This is a genomic window from Brevibacillus sp. (assembly GCF_003521185.1).
In the GTDB taxonomy this organism is placed as follows: domain Bacteria; phylum Bacillota; class Bacilli; order Brevibacillales; family Brevibacillaceae; genus Brevibacillus; species Brevibacillus parabrevis.
This window is the reverse complement of sequence record NZ_DOTK01000047.1, coordinates 119,057-136,534: the sequence shown is the minus strand read 5'-3', so window position 1 is coordinate 136,534 and position 17,478 is coordinate 119,057. Positions and strand designations below refer to the sequence as shown.

The window sequence follows — 17,478 nt, the reverse complement described above, 5'->3', positions numbered from 1 at the left end:
AGGGTGAGTTTCCAGTGAAAAAAGCGCTCATCGTCTGCTTTGCGTTGGTCGTCGTGGCGGGCTTGCCAGGTTGCAGCCCGGAACAAGCCGCCAATCAGAGTCCAGTAACCATATCGGAAGGCAAAGGCACGTCCCAAGTGGAGGAAGCACAAAATTCTCCCGAGTATAATCAAATCTTCAACTATATGAAGGAAGAATCGAAAAAGGCTTTCTCCGCGCATTACGAATTGCTCGGTTTCGAGTTGTCTGATTATCAGGAGTCGAATGTGGCAGGAAAGGTGGAAGCTACTTTTGGCTACAAAGTGATGTACAAAAATTTTGACAAAGACCCGGACACCGTCGCCTACATCAAGGAGGCAAAAGAAAAGGGCGATCCCCACTATCAGCAGCTTCACGATGAATATTTGCAGCAAAAAGAAATGAATTTTCAACTGAAAGCCGTCATCGAAAACGCCGATTCGGTCACGCTTTATACCAATGTGAATCCGAAAGGGATACAATGGGAGAAGGTTGTCATGTCTGATTTTATTTTGGAGAAGTAAGCGAGTGCGAGTAAACCGATTGTTATCCATGCTGCTCATTTTATCGCAAAAAGGGATGGTCACCGGAAAAGAGCTTGCCGACCATTTTGAGGTTTCCTTGCGAACGATTTATCGGGATATCGAAAAAATAGGGGAAGCAGGCATTCCCATTGCTTCGCTTGGAGGACGGGGCGGAGGGTACTACTTGATGGAACATTATCAGGTAGACAATCTGTTTCTGAACAAAGAAGAAGCCAATCTGTTTCTGGCAGTAGTGAACGATCTTGATTTTCTGTTCGGCAAAAATGAGGCGTTTAACGATGTGCTGCTCAAGCTCGGGCATACATGGAAAAGGGACAGTGGCGCCGCAGACAAGTGGAGCGTGGACATGTCCCATTTCAGCATGGAAGAGGAGCTGAGAGAGTACCTGCTGCTCATGAATCGGGCGATCACAGAAAACAGGCTGCTTCACTTCGAATACATCAACAGAAACATGGATGCTGCGTGCCGAGTGGCAGAGCCTGTGCAGATCGCGTTTACGTCCGGGCACTGGTTTCTCGTTGCCTTTTGCCGGGTTCGCAATCAGTACAGAAGGTTCAAGCTCGTGCGGATGAGGAACCTGACCATCGGGGAAGTTTTTGCAAAAAGAGCGGCTTCCCGAGAAGAGATCGCAAAAACGATCGAAGCGAGCTATCAGGAACGCGGGGTTACGGTGACATTGCGGTTTTCCAGCCGGATTGGTGAACAGCTCACCGAGTATTTTTCCAAAGAGAGTATTACTAAAGGAACGGACAGTCAGTACATCGTAGTGAAGTCGTTCCCGTATGAGGAAGGGCTGCTGAAGTTCATTCTGGGCTTTGGCAAGGACTGCGAGATTGTCGAGCCTCAATCGCTGCGGGAAGAATTAAAAGAATACGTTCGGGAACTGATGCTTTCCTACAATGGCTGACAGACTGGTGTCAGTCATTTTGTTTTATAGTGGGGGTGTGAAGACAATGGCTGGTGAAACGGATGTGATCAGGCATGACAAACTCGCTTTCCTGCACAACAACATGGCTGCGGCGTCAGGGGCGCATGCTTTACTGTCGCTACTCGTTGCGACAAGACGCTCCTGCGGTTATTTTCATAGCGGGTTTGGGAGATAGCTGCGAGACGTGGGATAAGGTGCAAGCCCGGATCGCGCAGATGGCATCGACCTTTTCCCATGACAGGGCGGGCATCGGCAAAAGCGAGGCGGCCGCCAAAGTTCCCCGGACCTGTGCTGACTTGGTGGAGGAGCTTTGCGAGCTGATAGCGCAGACCCCCGTAAAGCCGCCCTATATTTTGGTCGGCCACTCGTTTGGCGGATTGGTCGCCAGGCTGTTTGCCAGCCGCTTCCCGAAACTGGTAGCAGGCATGGTACTGGTCGATGCAGCCGCCGAGTATAAAGAGCTTGCTTATGAAAAAGTGCTGCCCGCCGCGTTGATTGCGGAAAATCGGGCGTATTTGGAAAATCCGCTGTTGAACCGGGAGCAGATTGATAAACCGCAAAGCTACAGGCAAGTCTCGGCGCATACAGGCGTGAGCCGTATGCCTTTAGCGATCTTGATGCGGGGTCGGCCAGATTACGCACAAAATGATTGGCCCCACGAGGAAATCTTGCAGATTGAACAACAGTTGCAAGCCGATTTTCAAAGACTGTCGACGGCGAGCCGGATCAAGGTAGCCAAGGACAGCGGGCACGATATTCATCATGACGACCCTGATCTTGTGGCGGAAGAAATTACGATAATCGTGAATGAGGTGCGAAAAATGAGCGAAATCAAGCAGCAATTTGTCCGGGATATGGAGAGAATCGCAGCGAATCAATATCAGCTTGATGCAGGTGAAAAGCCGGGGGACTTCGTGGAGCTGATGCTGCAATACATCGGCGACCCCGATCCACAGTTGCGGGATGAATCGATCTATCCGACGTTTTACGCCTGGATTCATCGCGAAAACAAGTTCACAGAGGGCGAGCTGCGCCGTTTGCTGCTCGTGTTGACGGATGAGCAGCATTTGTTTTATCAGATTGGCAGCGCCGGGGATGACAGCGTGTTTACGCGAACTTTTTCTGTCCTGCCGATCGCTTTGATTTTGGGACAGCATCGGAAGCAGCCTTTTCTCGATCAGACCGATTTCGAGCATGTCAAACGGGCGCTGCTGCGGTATTACAGGGGGGAGCGGGATTTGCGCGGCTACGTTCCCGAGGGCGGCTGGGCGCACAGCGCGGCTCACGGAGCGGATGCGTTGGACGAGCTGATTCAGTGCCCGGAGAGCGATGAGGCGTTGCAGCTGGAGGTGTTGGACGCCATTGCCGGGATGCTGCACAATGGCGCGCATATTTTTTGCGAGGAAGAGGACGAGCGGATGGCGACGATTGTCCATATGATGCTTGGAAAAGAGTTGCTGCCGATTGAGCAGATTGCCGATTGGATAAACAGTCTGGCTGAGTGTGGCAACTGGCCGCGGAGCCGCAGCCAACGCATCGCCCAGGTGAACAGCAAGCAATTTTTGCGTGCGCTCTTTTTCAGAAAAACAGGGCCGCAGGGCTGCGATCAGCGTGTCGCAAGCGCAATAGTGGGTGCAGAAGCGAAGCTGAACCGATTTGCGGAGTGAGGGGCTTGGGGAAGACAAAAACACAAGGACACTTTCGATTCCATGCGGAGGTGTCCTTTTGGCATGTTTGCCTCTGCGCAAAATGATTATGTGAAATTTTCTGAATACGGTTTGACATTCTTTTTTCTCGGGTGATATGATCTAAATGAAACAAAACGAAAGTATACAAAATAAAACGAAAGACAAAATAATCGCTGTAGTAAGGAAGTGAAGCATCATGCTGGCAGCTGAACGGCACAGCAAAATACTCGAGCAATTGAGAGCGGAGCAAAGCGTGACAGTCAGCGAACTCAGTCAGGCTCTCGATGTATCGGAAGTGACGATTCGCAAAGATTTGATCAAGCTGGAAAACGACGGGCTGTTGACGCGCATACACGGAGGGGCGACGATCACTGACTTTCTCCCTGTGGAACGCAGTTTTACCGAAAAGCTCGCGGAGCGCAGCGAAGAGAAGCTGGCGATTGCCCACCAGGCGCTATCCCACATCCAGCCTGGCGACACGATCATGATCGGCGCCGGAACGACGACGATGGAGCTGGCCAAGCTGCTGCGCGGGATGAACGATCTGACGGTAGTCACCAACGCGGTCAATATCGCGATGGAGCTGAACAGCCAGGGAAAACATCACGTCATTTTGATCGGCGGGGAGATGCGGCACAAGTCGTTTGCGCTCGTTGGCTCTGTTGCCGCAGAAAACTTGCGAAATCTGTCTGTCTTCAAATGCTTCATCGGAGCCGATGGCATCCATCCGGAGCATGGACTGACCACATTGAACCTGGCCGAAGCGCAGATCAACCAAGTAATGATGGAGCGGGCGAGAAAAGTGTACGTGCTGGTCGACTACAGCAAGTTTGGCGAAACGCATTTAGCCAAATTTGCCGGAGTGTCTGACGTGGACCGGATCATTACGGATGCAGCCGCACGCCCTTTTGTGGAAAGGTACGTAGAGCTTGGCATCAACCTGGAGCTGGCCAGTCCGCAAGGGGTATCGAGATGAAGCTGAGCAAGGGAATGGGGGAATCGTTATGGCGTTAGTATCATCGACACAAATGCTTGGGGAAGCGCGGGCGGCAGGGTATTGCGTCGGGGCGTTCAACGTTCACACGCTGGAAATGCTGCAAGCGGTAGTGGAGGCGGCAGAGGAAGCGAACGCGCCGCTGATTTTGCAGACAACGGTTGGGACGGTGCGGCATCTGGGACCGGAGTATGTGGCTGCGATGGCCCGGGTGGCGGCTGAGCGCGCTCGGGTGCCGATTGCCCTGCATCTCGACCACTGTCAGGAGGAGGAGCTGATCGCCCGGTGCATCAAGGCCGGGTATACATCGGTCATGATTGATGCCTCCATGCACCCTTTTGCGGAAAACGTGGAGCGGACGCAGCGGGTGGTGACATTGGCGCGGGCTTTTGGAGTCAATGTGGAAGCGGAGCTTGGCAAAGTCGGCGGGGTCGAGGACGATCTGGTCGTGGATGACGCAGACGCTTCTCTGGCTGACCCGCTCGAATGCGAGCGTTTTATGGAGCTGACAAAAGTCGATACGCTCGCACCAGCGATTGGGACGGCTCACGGAATCTACAAAGGGGAGCCGCGCATTGATTTTGTCCGACTGGAGGAAATTGCCCGGCGCGTCCCGGCACCGCTAGTGTTGCATGGCGGCTCCGGGATTCCTGAAGCGCAAGTCAAACGGGCTGTCGCGCTGGGGATGGCGAAAATGAATGTGGCGACAGAGCTGCGCATCGCCTTTTCCAATGCGATTAAAGCAACGTTCGAGGAGCACCCAGCAGAAAACGATCCGCGCACCTACATGAAGCGAGCCAAGCAAGCCGTGAAGGAAGTGGCGCTCGCCAAGATGGAGATGTGCGGTTGCACGGGAAAAGCGTTGGTCAGGTAAGGGTAAGCCAAAACAAGCGATAGCGAGGAAAGGGACGATTGGCATGCGTATCAATCTGGATGATGTGAAGGTTTTGCGAGAGCTGGATACGATTCGGGCGTTGCAGGACACAGAAGCGTATGAGGAGCAGTTCCAGGCAGGCCTTAAATTATCTGATGATTTCGATGTATCAAACATTTCTGCTCCGATTGAAAATATTTTGGTATTGGGCACGGGTGGCGGCTCGGCTGCGAGCGTCAACCTGATCAAATCGTATTTGTTTGACGAGCTGCAAGTCCCGCTGCAACTGAATCAAGGCTACACGATCCCGGCTTTTGTCAACGAGCGCACGCTTGTGATCGTCGTCAGCCACTCCGGCAACACCGAGGAAGTGGTTAGCGGATATGAGGCAGCGATTGCCAAAAGCGCGCAAGTAGCTGTCATCACCGCAGGCGGAACGGTGCTCGACATGGCGCGGGAAAATGGGCATGCATACTTGCTTGTGCCGGGCGGAATGATGCCGCGGATCGTGCTCGGCTATATCTTTTTGCCGATCCTCGCCATCCTGACCAAGTTGCAGCTTGTTTCCGACAAGCGCGCCGAGGTAGAGGAGACGATTGCCCTGTTTCGGACCTGGAAGCAGGAATACGGGCCAGATTCGCCGATCGAGCAAAACGAAGCGAAGCAAATCGCGGTGGAGCTGGATGGGCTGGTGCCTGTTGTGTACGGAACGCTGCCTTATTTTGATGCTCCGGCCTGGCGCTGGAAAAATCAGTTGGGGGAAAACAGCAAGCTGATGGCTTTTTGGAACGCCATTCCGAGCTTGCATCACGACGAGGCGGTCGGCTGGGATTCTCCTGCGGCTCTTTTGAAAGGCTTTCATTTTACACTGATTCGAGATTGCGAGGACAGCGAAAAGACGGTGAAGCGGGTAGAGATTAGCGCGGATATTTTGCGAGAGCGCGCAGGGGCGGTGCGGGTTGTGCATTCGCGCGGCGAGTCACGTTTGGCCCGGTTGTTTTCCATCGTTTATTTGGCTGACTTTGTCTCCCTGTATGCTGCCTTGATTAGAGGTGTTGACCCTACCCCTGTGGAGGTCATCAATTTGTTTAAACAAAAAATGGGGCAGCCGCTCGTGACCGTGCAGGTGAAATAGCCATGCTCGTCACAGTGACGCTGAATGCGGCGATCGACAAAACGTACCGCCTCGCTCATTTTCGCGCGGGGGAACTGCATCGCACTCAGGAAGTATGGAGTTTGCCGGGGGGAAAAGGCATCAATGTAGCGCGGGTCGCGAATACGCTGGGCCAAAAGGTAGTGACGAGCGGGTTTGTGGCGGGGCATAACGGGAGGTTCATCGCCGAAGGATGCAACCGCGAAGGGATAGCCACCTCGTTCGTCGAGGTGCAGGGAGAGTCGAGGCTGTGCCTGACTTTTCTCGACGAGCAGGCAAAAACGGTGACGGAAGTATTGGAACCGGGGCCAGCGGTTGGAGCGGATGAGCTGGCTTTGCTGCAAGCGAGGTTGACGCGCTTGGCACAGCAAGCGACGTATGTGGTTTTTTCCGGGAGCTTGCCGCGCGGACTTCCGGTGAACACGTACGCCGTACTCATAAAAGGGCTGGCTTCCTCGGGAGCCAGATGTGTTCTCGATACGAGCGGTGCGGCGCTGGCAGAAGGGATCGGGGCAAAGCCTGAGTTGATCAAGCCGAATCAGCCCGAAGCGGAGGCGATTCTCGGCTACTCGCTGGACAGTGACGATGCCCGGTATCGAGCCATTCGCGAGCTGTGCAGTCGTGGCGCCAAGCGGGTGCTGCTCTCGCTGGGACAGGAAGGAGCCTGGTTCGGCGATCAAGACCAGACATGGCGCATTTCGGCTGTCCCGTTGACCGAAGCAGAAGTGAACAACACGGTAGGGTGCGGCGATTCGCTGCTTGCCGGAGTGCTGACCGGGCGCATGCGCGAGCTGGCATGGCCGGACGCGATCCGGTTGGGCATGGCTTGCGCTGCTGCGAATACAAGCTCGTTTGGAGCAGGCGTGGTGACGGCCGAGGCCGCTCAGAGCATGATGAACAGGCCGATGCATGTGGAGCAGGTTGGGTAAAGGAGAGGAGGGAGTGTCATGCGTCATGTAATCGGGCTGGATGTCGGCGGCACCACCATGAAAGGCGCGGTTATGGACGAGGCAGGGCGGATTTTGGTTCGGGGAGAAAAGGAGACGCGGGTGTACAACGATTTGCCCATTCTGATTGAACGAATGGCTGGGCTCATTGATGAATTGCGGAAGCAAGCAAAAGGGAGCGTCGAAGCGGTAGGCATCGGCTTTCCCGGTCCGTTCGACGCCGAGCGCGGCATATCGGTACATTCGCCCAATTTTCAGCTCCATCAGGCGGACATTCGTACGCCGCTCGCCAGGCTGGTCGACTTGCCGCTGTTTTTTGACAACGACTTGCGCACGGCTACGCTTGGGGAAGCCGTATTCGGAGCGGGACGGAACGCGTCTCACCTCGTCTTTGTACCACTCGGCACAGGCGTGGGAGCGGGGATCGTGAACGAAGGACGGCTCGTTACTGGCAGCAGCGGGTTTGCGGGAGAGATTGGGCATGTCCATGTTCCCGGGCTGACCGCTGCCTGCAATTGCGGCAAGATCGGCTGCGTCGAGACGGTCGCTTCTGCTACGGGAATCGCGAGGCTGGCCCGCGAGCGACTTGCTCGGGCGCTGGCGGAAGGAGCGCCAAACGCGGAACTGTCGTCGGTCATGCATGCCTTGTGCGGCGGTGAGCTGGAGCGTCTGACAGCGGAACACGTGGCAAAAGCGGTTGCGCAAGAGGATCGGCTGGCGATCGAGGTGTGGGAAAAAGCGTGCGACGTCATCGGCTGGGCGCTGTCTGTCCTGATCAATGTGTTCAACCCGCAGCTTGTGGTGGTAGGCGGAGGCGTTTGCCGTGCCGGGGAACTGCTGCTTGCGCCCGTGCAAAAAAGCGTAACGCGCTATGCCATGGATGTGGTGGGACAGCAAGCCAAGGTTGTTTTGGCGCAGCTTGGGGCAGATGCAGGAATGTTGGGTGCGGGAGCGCTGGCGCTGCAAGCGATGCAGCGGGAACAAGGCACTTGCGAATCGTTACGAGGATAAAGGAGTGGACGCAGATGAAACAACTGAATGACTGGGCAAACCATCAGCTGCTGCAAAGGAACCGCTTGTCGGCTCGGGCTTACTTTTTATCGTACCCGGAGGCGACGCAAGCATTGACTTACGACAGGGGCGCGACCCCGTGGTTTCAGCTGTTGAATGGGCAGTGGCAATTCGCCTATGCGACATCGCCGCTGGGTGCCCCGGATGACTTTTTTGCCGACGACTATGACGCTGCGGACTGGGGGCGAATCCAGGTTCCGGGTCATTGGCAGCTGCAAGGCCATGGGAAGCCGCATTACACCGACTTGTACTACCCGTTTCCCGTCGATCCGCCGCATGTGCCTTCCGATAATCCGACTGGCTGCTACTTGCGCGAGTTTACCGTTTCCCCGGAATGGGAACAGCATCAGGTCATTTTGCGATTTGAAGGGGTGGACAGCGCTTTTCACGTTTGGCTGAACGGCGCAGAGGTTGGCTACAGCCAGGGAAGCCGCCTGCCGTCCGAGTTCGACGTGACGCAATTGCTGCGTACCGGGAAAAATCGTCTCGCGGTTCAGGTGTATCAATGGTCGGATGGAACGTATCTCGAAGACCAGGACATGTGGTATTTGAGCGGCATTTTCCGCGACGTGTCGCTGATTGCCCGGCCCAAGCTGCACGTCAGGGATGTGGCGGTCGTAACCGAGCTGGACGACAAGTATCAGGATGGCATCCTGCGTGTGCGCGTACATGTGGAAAACAGCGGGGCGGAGCGACTTGGCGGGGTAAGCGTGACAGCCAAATTGCTCGATCAGTTCCGGCAGCCTGTGGCGGCGGAAGTGCAGCGGATTGGCGGTACGGTTGAAGCAGGCCAGGAAACGCTCCTCGATTTGCGACTGCCCGTGTCAGGGCCGAAAAAATGGTCGGCGGAGGAGCCGAATTTGTACCACTTGCTGCTGGAGCTTGGGCAGGAGGCGAGCGGAACGGTGGAGGTCATTCCGATTCGCGTCGGCTTCCGTTCGATTGAGGTAAAAGGGAACAACTTTTTCGTCAATGGCGTGCCCATTCGTCTGAACGGCGTCAATCGGCACGATCACCACCCCGATCTCGGGCGCGCCGTTCCTTTTGAAACGATGCGCGAGGACGTGCTGATGATGAAGCGCCACAACATCAATGCCGTTCGCACCGCGCATTACCCGAACGATCCGCGCTTTTACGACTTGTGCGATCAATACGGTCTGTACGTCATGGATGAAACGGATTTGGAGACGCATGGCTTCCAGTTGACCGGGAACATCAGTCAGCTCAGCGACGATCCCGAGTGGGAGAACGCCTATGTCGAGCGGATGGAACGCATGGTCGAGCGGGACAAAAACCATCCGTCGATCATCATGTGGTCGCTCGGCAACGAATCCGGCTTCGGCTGCAATTTCCGCGCGATGGCGGCGTGGTGCCGACAAGCCGATCCGACCAGGCTCATTCATTACGAGGAAGATCGGGAAGCGGAAGTATGCGATGTGTTCAGCACGATGTACTCTTCCGTCGAAAAAATGATGCAGCATGGAGAAAACGAGCAATTGCAAAAGCCGCATATCATGTGCGAGTACGCTCACGCGATGGGCAACGGTCCTGGCGGCTTGCGCGATTACGCCAACGTCTTTGACAAGTATCAACGCCTGCAAGGCGGCTTTGTCTGGGAGTGGATTGACCACGGTCTGCGTCAATGGACGGAAGATGGGCGGGAGTATTTTGCCTACGGGGGAGATTTTGGCGACTACCCGACGAACGGCAACTTTGTCATCGACGGTTTGATCCGTCCTGACCGCACCCCGTCGCCTGGTTTGCTCGAATATAAAAAAGTGACCGAGCCGATTACGGCAGCCGCAGTCGACTTGAAAGAAGGCGTCGTTACTCTGCACAATCGCTACGATTTTTGCACGCTCGATCACGTGCGGATGGTCTGGAGCATCACCGCAGATGGACATGTTTTGCAAAGCGGAACGATGAGTCTGCCTGACGTAAAAGCAGGAAGCCGTGCAGACGTCGTGATCCCGTATAAAGTGCCGGAGTTTGCAGCAGAGCAGACCGATTATTGGCTTACCGTATCATTTGTGCTTGCCCAAGATGAGACATGGGCGCACGCCGGGCATGAGCTTGCCTGGGCACAATTCGCTTTGCCAGTGTCCGCACCGCAGCCAGCAGCAGCGGTTTCCCGGAAAATCTCGCCTGGACATCTGGAAGCGGCAGAAACGAAGCGAGAGATAACACTTGCAGGCGGCGACTTCCGGTTTGTTTTTGACAAAGCAGACGGCGTGCCCAAAAGCTGGGTGTTTGCGGGCAAGGAATTGCTTGTTGCGGGGCCGCGGCTGACTTTTTGGCGGGCGCCGATCGACAATGACATGTACGTGGTAGAAGACTGGCGCAAGGCGTTTCTGGACCGTTTGCAGACACGGGTCGACTCGGTCGCTTTGCAGCAGGAACGCGATGATCGCGCCGTCATTGTTTGCGATGTGCGGATTGGCCCGCCTGTCTACGCCTGGGCATTTGCCTGCCGATACACGTACACGGTATTCGGAAACGGCGAAGTGCATGTTGAGGTGCAGGGAACACCGCACGGCACGCCGCCAGCCATGTTGCCGCGAATCGGCTTGAAGCTGTTGATTGCCAAAGATTTGGAGCGCGTATCCTGGTACGGCCTCGGCCCAGGGGAGTCGTACAGTGACAGCAAGGAAGCGAATCGCGTCGGCGTATACCACGCCAGTGTCGATGAGCTGTACACGCCGTATGTGTTCCCGCAGGAAAACGGAAACCGCACGGACACGAGATGGATGTCGATCACTGATCAGCGCGGGATAGGTTTGTTCGCGAGCGGCCAGCCGACGATGGATTTCAGCGCCCTTCGCTACGATACAGACGATCTGGAGCAGGCCAAACATGTGACCGACTTGGTGAAAAGGGACTATGTGACGCTGCATCTGGATTATCGGCAAAACGGTCTGGGAAGCAACAGCTGCGGTCCCAAGCAATCGGAACAACATGCGTTGCGTCCAGAAGCATTCCGCTTCCAGCTACGCCTCGCTCCCTTTTTCAAAGACGCCATTTCGGAAATCCAGTTGAGCAAACAGCAAATAAGTGACTAAAGCACACCTATTAGCCACCTGAAAAACGTTGTACAATTTAATTAAAGATTGAATAGTGCAACTAATCGAATAATGGTGGTGGTTCTGTCACATGAAATCATGGTTGCTCGTTCCGCGCAGAAGTATCCACGCCAAGCTGCTCGCTTGTATGCTCATCGCCGCCATCATCCCGCTGTTTATTCTCGGCAGCATGGCTTACTGGAAGTCGTCGATGGTCGTGCGGGAGCAGTTTGGCACATCCGGGGAGTACATTGCGACACAGCTGCAAATCCAGATCGACAACTACCTGAGTCAAATGCGCTACATCGCCTACGACATCAACACGTACTTGTCCGACCCCACGCTGATCGTCATGCGCGAGGAGCAGCCGAAAACATACGCGGGCTTTCTGGAGCAAAAAAACTTTGAACGTTTCTTGGGGGCGTACAGCACGCAGGATACGAAAGGCATCTTCATCGTGACGCCCTCGGGGTATTTTTTCGGGAAAAATGTGATCAACGGACAAGACTTGCAGCGCGAACAATGGTGGAAGGCGTTGCCCGCGAAGCTCACAGGGGAGAGCTGGATCGGTTTTTACACCCCTCGGCATTACGTCGGGTTTGAACAAACCGAATTTCGCCATAGCGAAAAGGTGCTGGGACTGGTCGTGCCTGTTCTCAGCGGTTACGGCGTGCTCAAGGACAGCCGGATTTTGATTGAAATGAAAGCCGGAAAGCTGTTTCAGCTGTTTCAGAAGCTGGAAGACGACATGAAGGCGTACGTAACGATTACCGATGAAAACGGCCGCCTGATTTACCAGACAGCGGGCCGTTTTACCGAACAAAAAGACGACATCGTCTGGAACAAGCCGCTGGAATCGAACAACTGGATGATGCAGGTGCGCTTGCCTTACGAGCAGATGAATCGTTCTGCCGATGTGATTGGCTCTTTTTTCGTGGCTGCCCTCGTCTTGTCGGCAGCGCTGGCAGTCATGCTCGCCTATTTGTTTTCCCGACGAATCACCGGAAAAATTCGCAGGCTGGAAGAAACGATGCGGCTGGTCGGCACAGGCGAGCTGCAAACGCGAGCGACAGTCGATACGGAAGATGAGCTGGGCAGGCTCGGCGTGAGCTTCAATCAGATGGTCAGGAAAATCCAGACGCTGGTCGCTGAGGTGAGCAAAACCGAGCAATTGAAAAAAGAGGCGGAGCTGCGCGCCGTCCACTACCAGATTAACCCACATCTGTTGTTTAATACGCTCAACTCCATCCAGTGGAAGGCAAGGCTCTCCGGAGCGAATGAAATCGGCAGCATGCTCTACCACCTGATCAAAGTGCTGGAAGGCAACCTCGACATCTCGCAGGAGCTGGTGCCGCTGGAAAAGGAACTGAAGACAGCCGGGCATTTTTTGGAGATTCAACAGTTTCGCTACGGGCCTGTCTTTTCGTTTGAGCAGGACGGCGTGGAGGCGTGCAGCCGTTATTTGATTCCGCGGATGACGCTCCAACCGCTCTTGGAAAATATTTTTTTCCACGCTTTTGAAGACGGAGAGGGAGTCATCCGGATTGCGGTTCAGGAAGAAGCAGGCATCGTGACGCTGCTGTTGCGCGACGATGGCGCGGGAATCGAGCCGCAGCGGCTTGCCCAGCTCTTGGACCCGGAACTGAAACGCTCCAGCAAGCGGGGTCTTGGCGTGTTCAATGTGGATCAGAAATTCAAGCTTCATTTTGGCAAGGAATACGGGTTGAACATCTCGTCAGTCAGAGGAGCAGGAACCACGATTCAGATCACATGGCCGAAAAGGGAGGAAGTGCCTGATGAGCATCAAGGTAATGATTGTGGATGATGAGGTGCTGGTGCGAAAAGGTCTGAAGGCGATGGTGCCGTGGAGTCGTTACGGTATGGAGGTAGTCGCGGATGCCCCGAATGGGCGCAAGGGCTGGGAAGCTTTTATGCAGATTCAACCTGAGCTTGTGATTACCGATATCGTCATGCCGGAAATGGATGGTCTGGAGCTGTGCAGGCGGGTCAAGGAACAGGCGCCGCAGACGAAAGTGCTCTTGCTGAGCTGCCACCGCGACTTTACTTTCGCCCAGCAGGGAATCTCTCTCGGTGTGTCTGGCTATTTGCTCAAAACTGAGTTTCAGGATGATGAGTGGGATTCCCTGCTGCAAAGGATGAGAGCTGAGCTGACAGGGGAGAAAAAGCAACCGCCTCAACCTCGCGAACGGCAAAAGGAGTGGAGGCTCGAATTTGGAACATGGCTGACGGGCTTGAATCGCGGCTTTGAGCAAAGCCTGGCTGCCATGCTGGAAGCGCAGTGGAGCTGGATGAACGATGCCACGCGCGTATGGCTGCTGGCAGGCATGGGCGAGTATCGGGAAGAGCAGGAGCGGGTGATGTTGTCACGGGAGCTGGATACGACCTGGGAGTGGATTCCGTGTGGAGATCACCGCTTCCTGTTTTGTCCCGCTGATTCGTGCAGGCAGGTGGAATCGCTGCTGGTGGAATGGAAGCTGGCTGGAACCGTGACAAGCTGGGAAACAGCGGGTCCTTTTAGCGGGCGCGAGCAGTGGCTGCTGACGGTGCGCACGCTGTACAAAAAGACGGAATGGGCGAAAAAATTCGGCGTGATGCAGGATGCGTGGCAGGAGCCGATTCGCCAGGCCGTTCACTATGCGCTCGATCGGCTGGACACGCCGCTGACGGTAAGCGAGGTCGCTTCACAGGTGGGGCTGAGCCGCAGCCACTTTAGCGTGTTGTTTAAAAAAGGCGTGGGCGAGAGCTTCGGGGAGTTTCTCGACAAGCGTCGCGTGAGAATCGCGCAAGGCATGCTTGGCGAGACAACGATGTCGATCCAGGAAGTGGCGGAACGCGTCGGTCTGCCTGACGCCAAATACTTTAGCAAATGGTTCAAAAAATACACAGGCATGAGTCCCAGTCATTACCGTTTCAAACAAAAAGAGGAGTCTGGCCGAACAATCGTCCACTCCACCGCGCAAACTTGATTCGGCCCGGAAAAAGGAAACAAATTCGCGTACTAATTACGAACAGATGGCGGTTTCCCCATATTTTTTCTTTCATTAGAATGGAGAAAAATCAGGCTGTAACTCAAGGGGGGGCACAGATGAAAAAGATGGCGTCAAAATGGATGACAGCCGGGATGGCACTACTTCTCGCTGTAGTGACGGGTTGTTCGCAAAGCCAGCCAGCAGAGACACAAAACACGGGCAGTAATACGGGCAGCACAACGCCGACATCGTCTGAAAAAAAGGAAACGGTTACATTGCGCTTTGCGACATGGGACACGGATGAAATGCTGAAAATTCAGCAAGATATCGCGAAGAAATTCGAACAAAAAAATCCCGGCGTGAAAGTGCAGGTCGAAGCGTATGCCGATGGTTTTGACCAGAAGCTGGTCGCGGCATTCGGTGCGAAAAACCCGCCGGATGTCATGTACATGTGGGATTTCCCGACTTACCATGCGTCGCTTGAGTCGCTGGATGAATTTGCAAAAAAAGATTCGACAGTCGCCATCGACGACTTTTATCAAGGACTCCTGAATTACAACCGCTACAACGGGAACTTGTACGGATTGCCTGCCGGGTTCTCGACGCGCGTCATGTTTTACAACAAAAAGCTGTTCAACGAGGCGAATGTGCCACTGCCGACAGACGGCTGGACGTACGACGACTTTAAAGCAGCAGCCAAACAGCTGACGATCCGTGAGAAGAAGCAGTACGGATTTGCCGTTCGCTCTGAGCCGGATACGTACGACCTGCAGGAAGTGGTCTGGAGCAACGGCAGCAGCTTTATCAGCCCGGATGGAAAATCGATCGATGGATTCATGAATAGCAAAGAAACCGCGCAAGCTTTGCAAGTTTTCAGCGATCTGACGAAGGAAAAGAGCGCGGTGCTCGTCGGAGGCAAAAATCAGCAAAGCGGAAACGACTTGTTCAAAGCTGGCAAGCTGGCGATGTATGACAACGGCGTATGGTCGCTGGAGTCTTACAAAAAGGCAAACGTCGATTTCGGCACGGTTGTAATGCCGCAGTTCCCTGGCAAGCAGGGCAAAGGTGTCATCGCCACTTCCTCGGTGTCGATCGCCAAAGACTCCAAGCATAAAGAGCTGGCTTGGGAGTTCGTGAAATACTTCGTTTCCAGTGAAGCGATCAAAATGCGCACGTCCGATCTGCCTGTACGGATCAGCGTGGTTCAGGAGAAAAAGCTCGATCAGGACGCCCTGTACGCTCCGTTTTACAAGATGCTGGAGAAGTCGAACGATACGCCAGCGTTCCTTTTGCACCCGCATTGGAACGAGATCAATCGCAACCTCTCGGCGGCGGTCAATGCGATCATGCTGGGCCAAAATGCCGAAGAGCTGCTGAACAAGGCGGTCAAGGACTCCCAGAAGTACATGCAAAAATAAGGGAAGGATGTCAGGGACGTGAAAACAGAGACAATCGTGACGCGTGAGGAGCCTGCCATGACCGTACAACCCAAAAAAATGAACTGGGGGGCGCTTCTCACCCCCTATCTTTTTATCCTCCCATGGATCATCGGCTTTCTCGCTTTTACGCTGGGACCGATGCTGTTTTCGCTCGTAATGAGCTTTTTTGACTGGCCTGTAGTGGGGGAGGTTACCTTTGTCGGGCTGGACAACTACGTCAACATGTTTACCGATGACCCGCTGTTTTGGCAATCGCTTTGGGTAACGATCAAGTTCGCCCTGCTGTTTGTGCCGCTCAATCTGATCATCGCCCTGTTTTTGGCGATCATGCTTAACCAAAAAGTGCGGGCAAGCGGCTTTTTCCGGACGGTGTTCTACTTGCCGAGCGTGATTTCCGGCGTAGCGCTGGCGATGATCTGGGCATGGGTGTATGACGGCGAGTACGGCATTTTCAACTACTTGCTCAGCCTGATCGGAATTACCGGGCCGGATTGGTTGAATGACACTTCGTGGGCACTCGTCGCCATGGTCATCGCCAGTCTGTGGGGGCAAGGCTCGATGGTGCTGATTTTTCTCGCAGGGCTGAAAGGGATTCCCGAAAGCTTGTATGAAGCTGCATCCATTGACGGCGCGGGTACGGTGCACAAGTTTTTTCGCATCACACTGCCGATGATCAGCCCGACGCTTTTGTTCAACCTGATCATGACGATCATCAGCGCGTTTCAGCAGCTCAGCCTGGCGCTTTTGCTCACCGGGGGCGGGCCGTTGCAATCGACTTACTTTTACGCCATGTACGCGTACGACAACGCCTTCAAATACTTCAAGATGGGATATGCGTCGGCGAACTCGTGGTTTATGTTTTTGATCATTTTGGTGCTGACTTTCATCGTCTTCAAAACATCCGGAGGCTGGGTGTACTACGAAGGTGACAATCGCAAGGGAGGGGAGGAAGCTTGATTCGCAAAGCGATATCGTATACGAGCTTGATCTTTTTCTCCTTTCTGTTTCTGGCTCCGTTTTACTGGATGGTCTCTACTGCGTTGAAGTCGGATCAGGAGATTTACACGTATCCGCCCAAATGGATTCCTGACGTCTTGCACTGGGAGAACTTCGCCAATGCGTGGATGTCGCAGCCGTTTAATCTGTTTTTGCAAAATTCGTTGAGCGTGACGCTCTTGACGACGATCGGCCAGCTGATTTCCTCATCGCTGGTGGCATACGGGTTTGCCAGATTTACGTTTAAAGGCAGGGACTTCCTGTTCATGGTCGTGCTGGCGACGATGATGATTCCGTGGGAAGTGACGATGATTCCGCTGTATATGGAATTTAATTACTTGAACTGGATTAATACCTTGAAGCCATTAATTGTGCCCTCCTTTTTCGGGGCGCCGTTCTATATTTTCTTGATGCGTCAGTTTATTTTGACAATTCCTCGCGAGCTGGATGAAGCGGCACGCATCGATGGGGCAGGCCCGTTCCAGATTTACGCGCGCATCGTGGTTCCGCTGATGATGCCTGCGCTGATTTTGATTAGCGTCTTCAACATTATGAACACTTGGAATGATTATTTGGGGCCGTTGATCTTTTTGAATGACCAGAGCCAGTACACTTTGACGCTCGGGCTTGCGCAATTCAAAGGCATGTACGACGTGGAAGCGACCGGGCTGATGGCGGTTACGATCCTGATCTCGCTGCCGCCGCTCGTGCTCTTTTTCCTCGCCCAGCGGTATATCGTCGACAACGCGGCAGGGGTCGGCATCAAGTAAGGAGGC

At 54.5% G+C, this 17,478-nt stretch carries 14 protein-coding genes and 1 pseudogene; all 15 read left to right on the top strand.

Annotated features, from left to right (window positions below; all coding sequences use genetic code 11):
* Window positions 1-14 precede the first annotated feature (14 nt).
* Window positions 15-542, top strand: a complete 528-nt coding sequence (locus DEP07_RS14990) for a hypothetical protein (protein WP_122962295.1) — start codon at window positions 15-17, stop codon at window positions 540-542.
* A 4-nt stretch (window positions 543-546) separates the two neighbouring features.
* Entirely contained in the window at window positions 547-1,470 is a 924-nt protein-coding gene (locus DEP07_RS14985) for a helix-turn-helix transcriptional regulator (RefSeq protein WP_242773518.1), read from the top strand.
* 74 nt (window positions 1,471-1,544) lie between these two features.
* Window positions 1,545-2,267 (top strand): annotated as a pseudogene (locus DEP07_RS14980) (alpha/beta fold hydrolase); the annotation flags it as partial.
* Window positions 2,268-2,312: 45 nt separating this feature from the next.
* Window positions 2,313-3,158, top strand: a complete 846-nt coding sequence (locus DEP07_RS14975) for a DUF2785 domain-containing protein (protein WP_287102684.1) — start codon at window positions 2,313-2,315, stop codon at window positions 3,156-3,158.
* Between the two features lie 217 nt (window positions 3,159-3,375).
* Entirely contained in the window at window positions 3,376-4,155 is a 780-nt protein-coding gene (locus tag DEP07_RS14970; protein WP_173597228.1) for a DeoR/GlpR family DNA-binding transcription regulator, read from the top strand.
* Between the two features lie 28 nt (window positions 4,156-4,183).
* Entirely contained in the window at window positions 4,184-5,047 is an 864-nt protein-coding gene (locus DEP07_RS14965) for a class II fructose-bisphosphate aldolase (protein WP_063231603.1), read from the top strand.
* Between the two features lie 43 nt (window positions 5,048-5,090).
* Entirely contained in the window at window positions 5,091-6,182 is a 1,092-nt protein-coding gene (locus tag DEP07_RS14960; RefSeq protein ID WP_287102676.1) for a bifunctional phosphoglucose/phosphomannose isomerase, read from the top strand.
* A 2-nt stretch (window positions 6,183-6,184) separates the two neighbouring features.
* Entirely contained in the window at window positions 6,185-7,129 is a 945-nt protein-coding gene (locus tag DEP07_RS14955; protein WP_287102675.1) for a 1-phosphofructokinase family hexose kinase, read from the top strand.
* 18 nt (window positions 7,130-7,147) lie between these two features.
* Window positions 7,148-8,158, top strand: coding sequence for an ROK family protein (locus tag DEP07_RS14950; RefSeq protein WP_287102674.1), 1,011 nt, complete (start codon window positions 7,148-7,150; stop codon window positions 8,156-8,158).
* 14 nt (window positions 8,159-8,172) lie between these two features.
* Window positions 8,173-11,277 (top strand): beta-galactosidase subunit alpha, encoded by a 3,105-nt coding sequence (gene ebgA / locus DEP07_RS14945; protein ID WP_287102673.1) that lies wholly within the window; start codon window positions 8,173-8,175, stop codon window positions 11,275-11,277.
* 91 nt (window positions 11,278-11,368) lie between these two features.
* Window positions 11,369-13,102 carry a cache domain-containing sensor histidine kinase gene (locus tag DEP07_RS14940; protein ID WP_217022004.1) on the top strand — a complete coding sequence of 578 codons (1,734 nt, stop codon included), beginning with the start codon at window positions 11,369-11,371 and terminating at the stop codon, window positions 13,100-13,102.
* A complete protein-coding gene (locus tag DEP07_RS14935) occupies window positions 13,074-14,264 on the top strand; it encodes a response regulator (RefSeq protein WP_173597234.1) in 1,191 nt (396 codons plus the stop codon). The genes DEP07_RS14940 and DEP07_RS14935 overlap by 29 nt, the downstream gene beginning before the upstream one ends.
* A gap of 119 nt (window positions 14,265-14,383) precedes the next feature.
* Window positions 14,384-15,685, top strand: coding sequence for an ABC transporter substrate-binding protein (locus tag DEP07_RS14930; protein ID WP_287102672.1), 1,302 nt, complete (start codon window positions 14,384-14,386; stop codon window positions 15,683-15,685).
* Window positions 15,686-15,742: 57 nt separating this feature from the next.
* Window positions 15,743-16,663: a carbohydrate ABC transporter permease gene (locus tag DEP07_RS14925; protein WP_173597297.1), complete on the top strand. Its 921-nt coding sequence runs from the start codon at window positions 15,743-15,745 to the stop codon at window positions 16,661-16,663.
* A complete protein-coding gene (locus tag DEP07_RS14920; protein WP_083955838.1) occupies window positions 16,660-17,472 on the top strand; it encodes a carbohydrate ABC transporter permease in 813 nt (270 codons plus the stop codon). Before DEP07_RS14925 ends, DEP07_RS14920 begins: the two co-directional genes overlap by 4 nt.
* The last annotated feature ends 6 nt before the right edge of the window (window positions 17,473-17,478 follow it).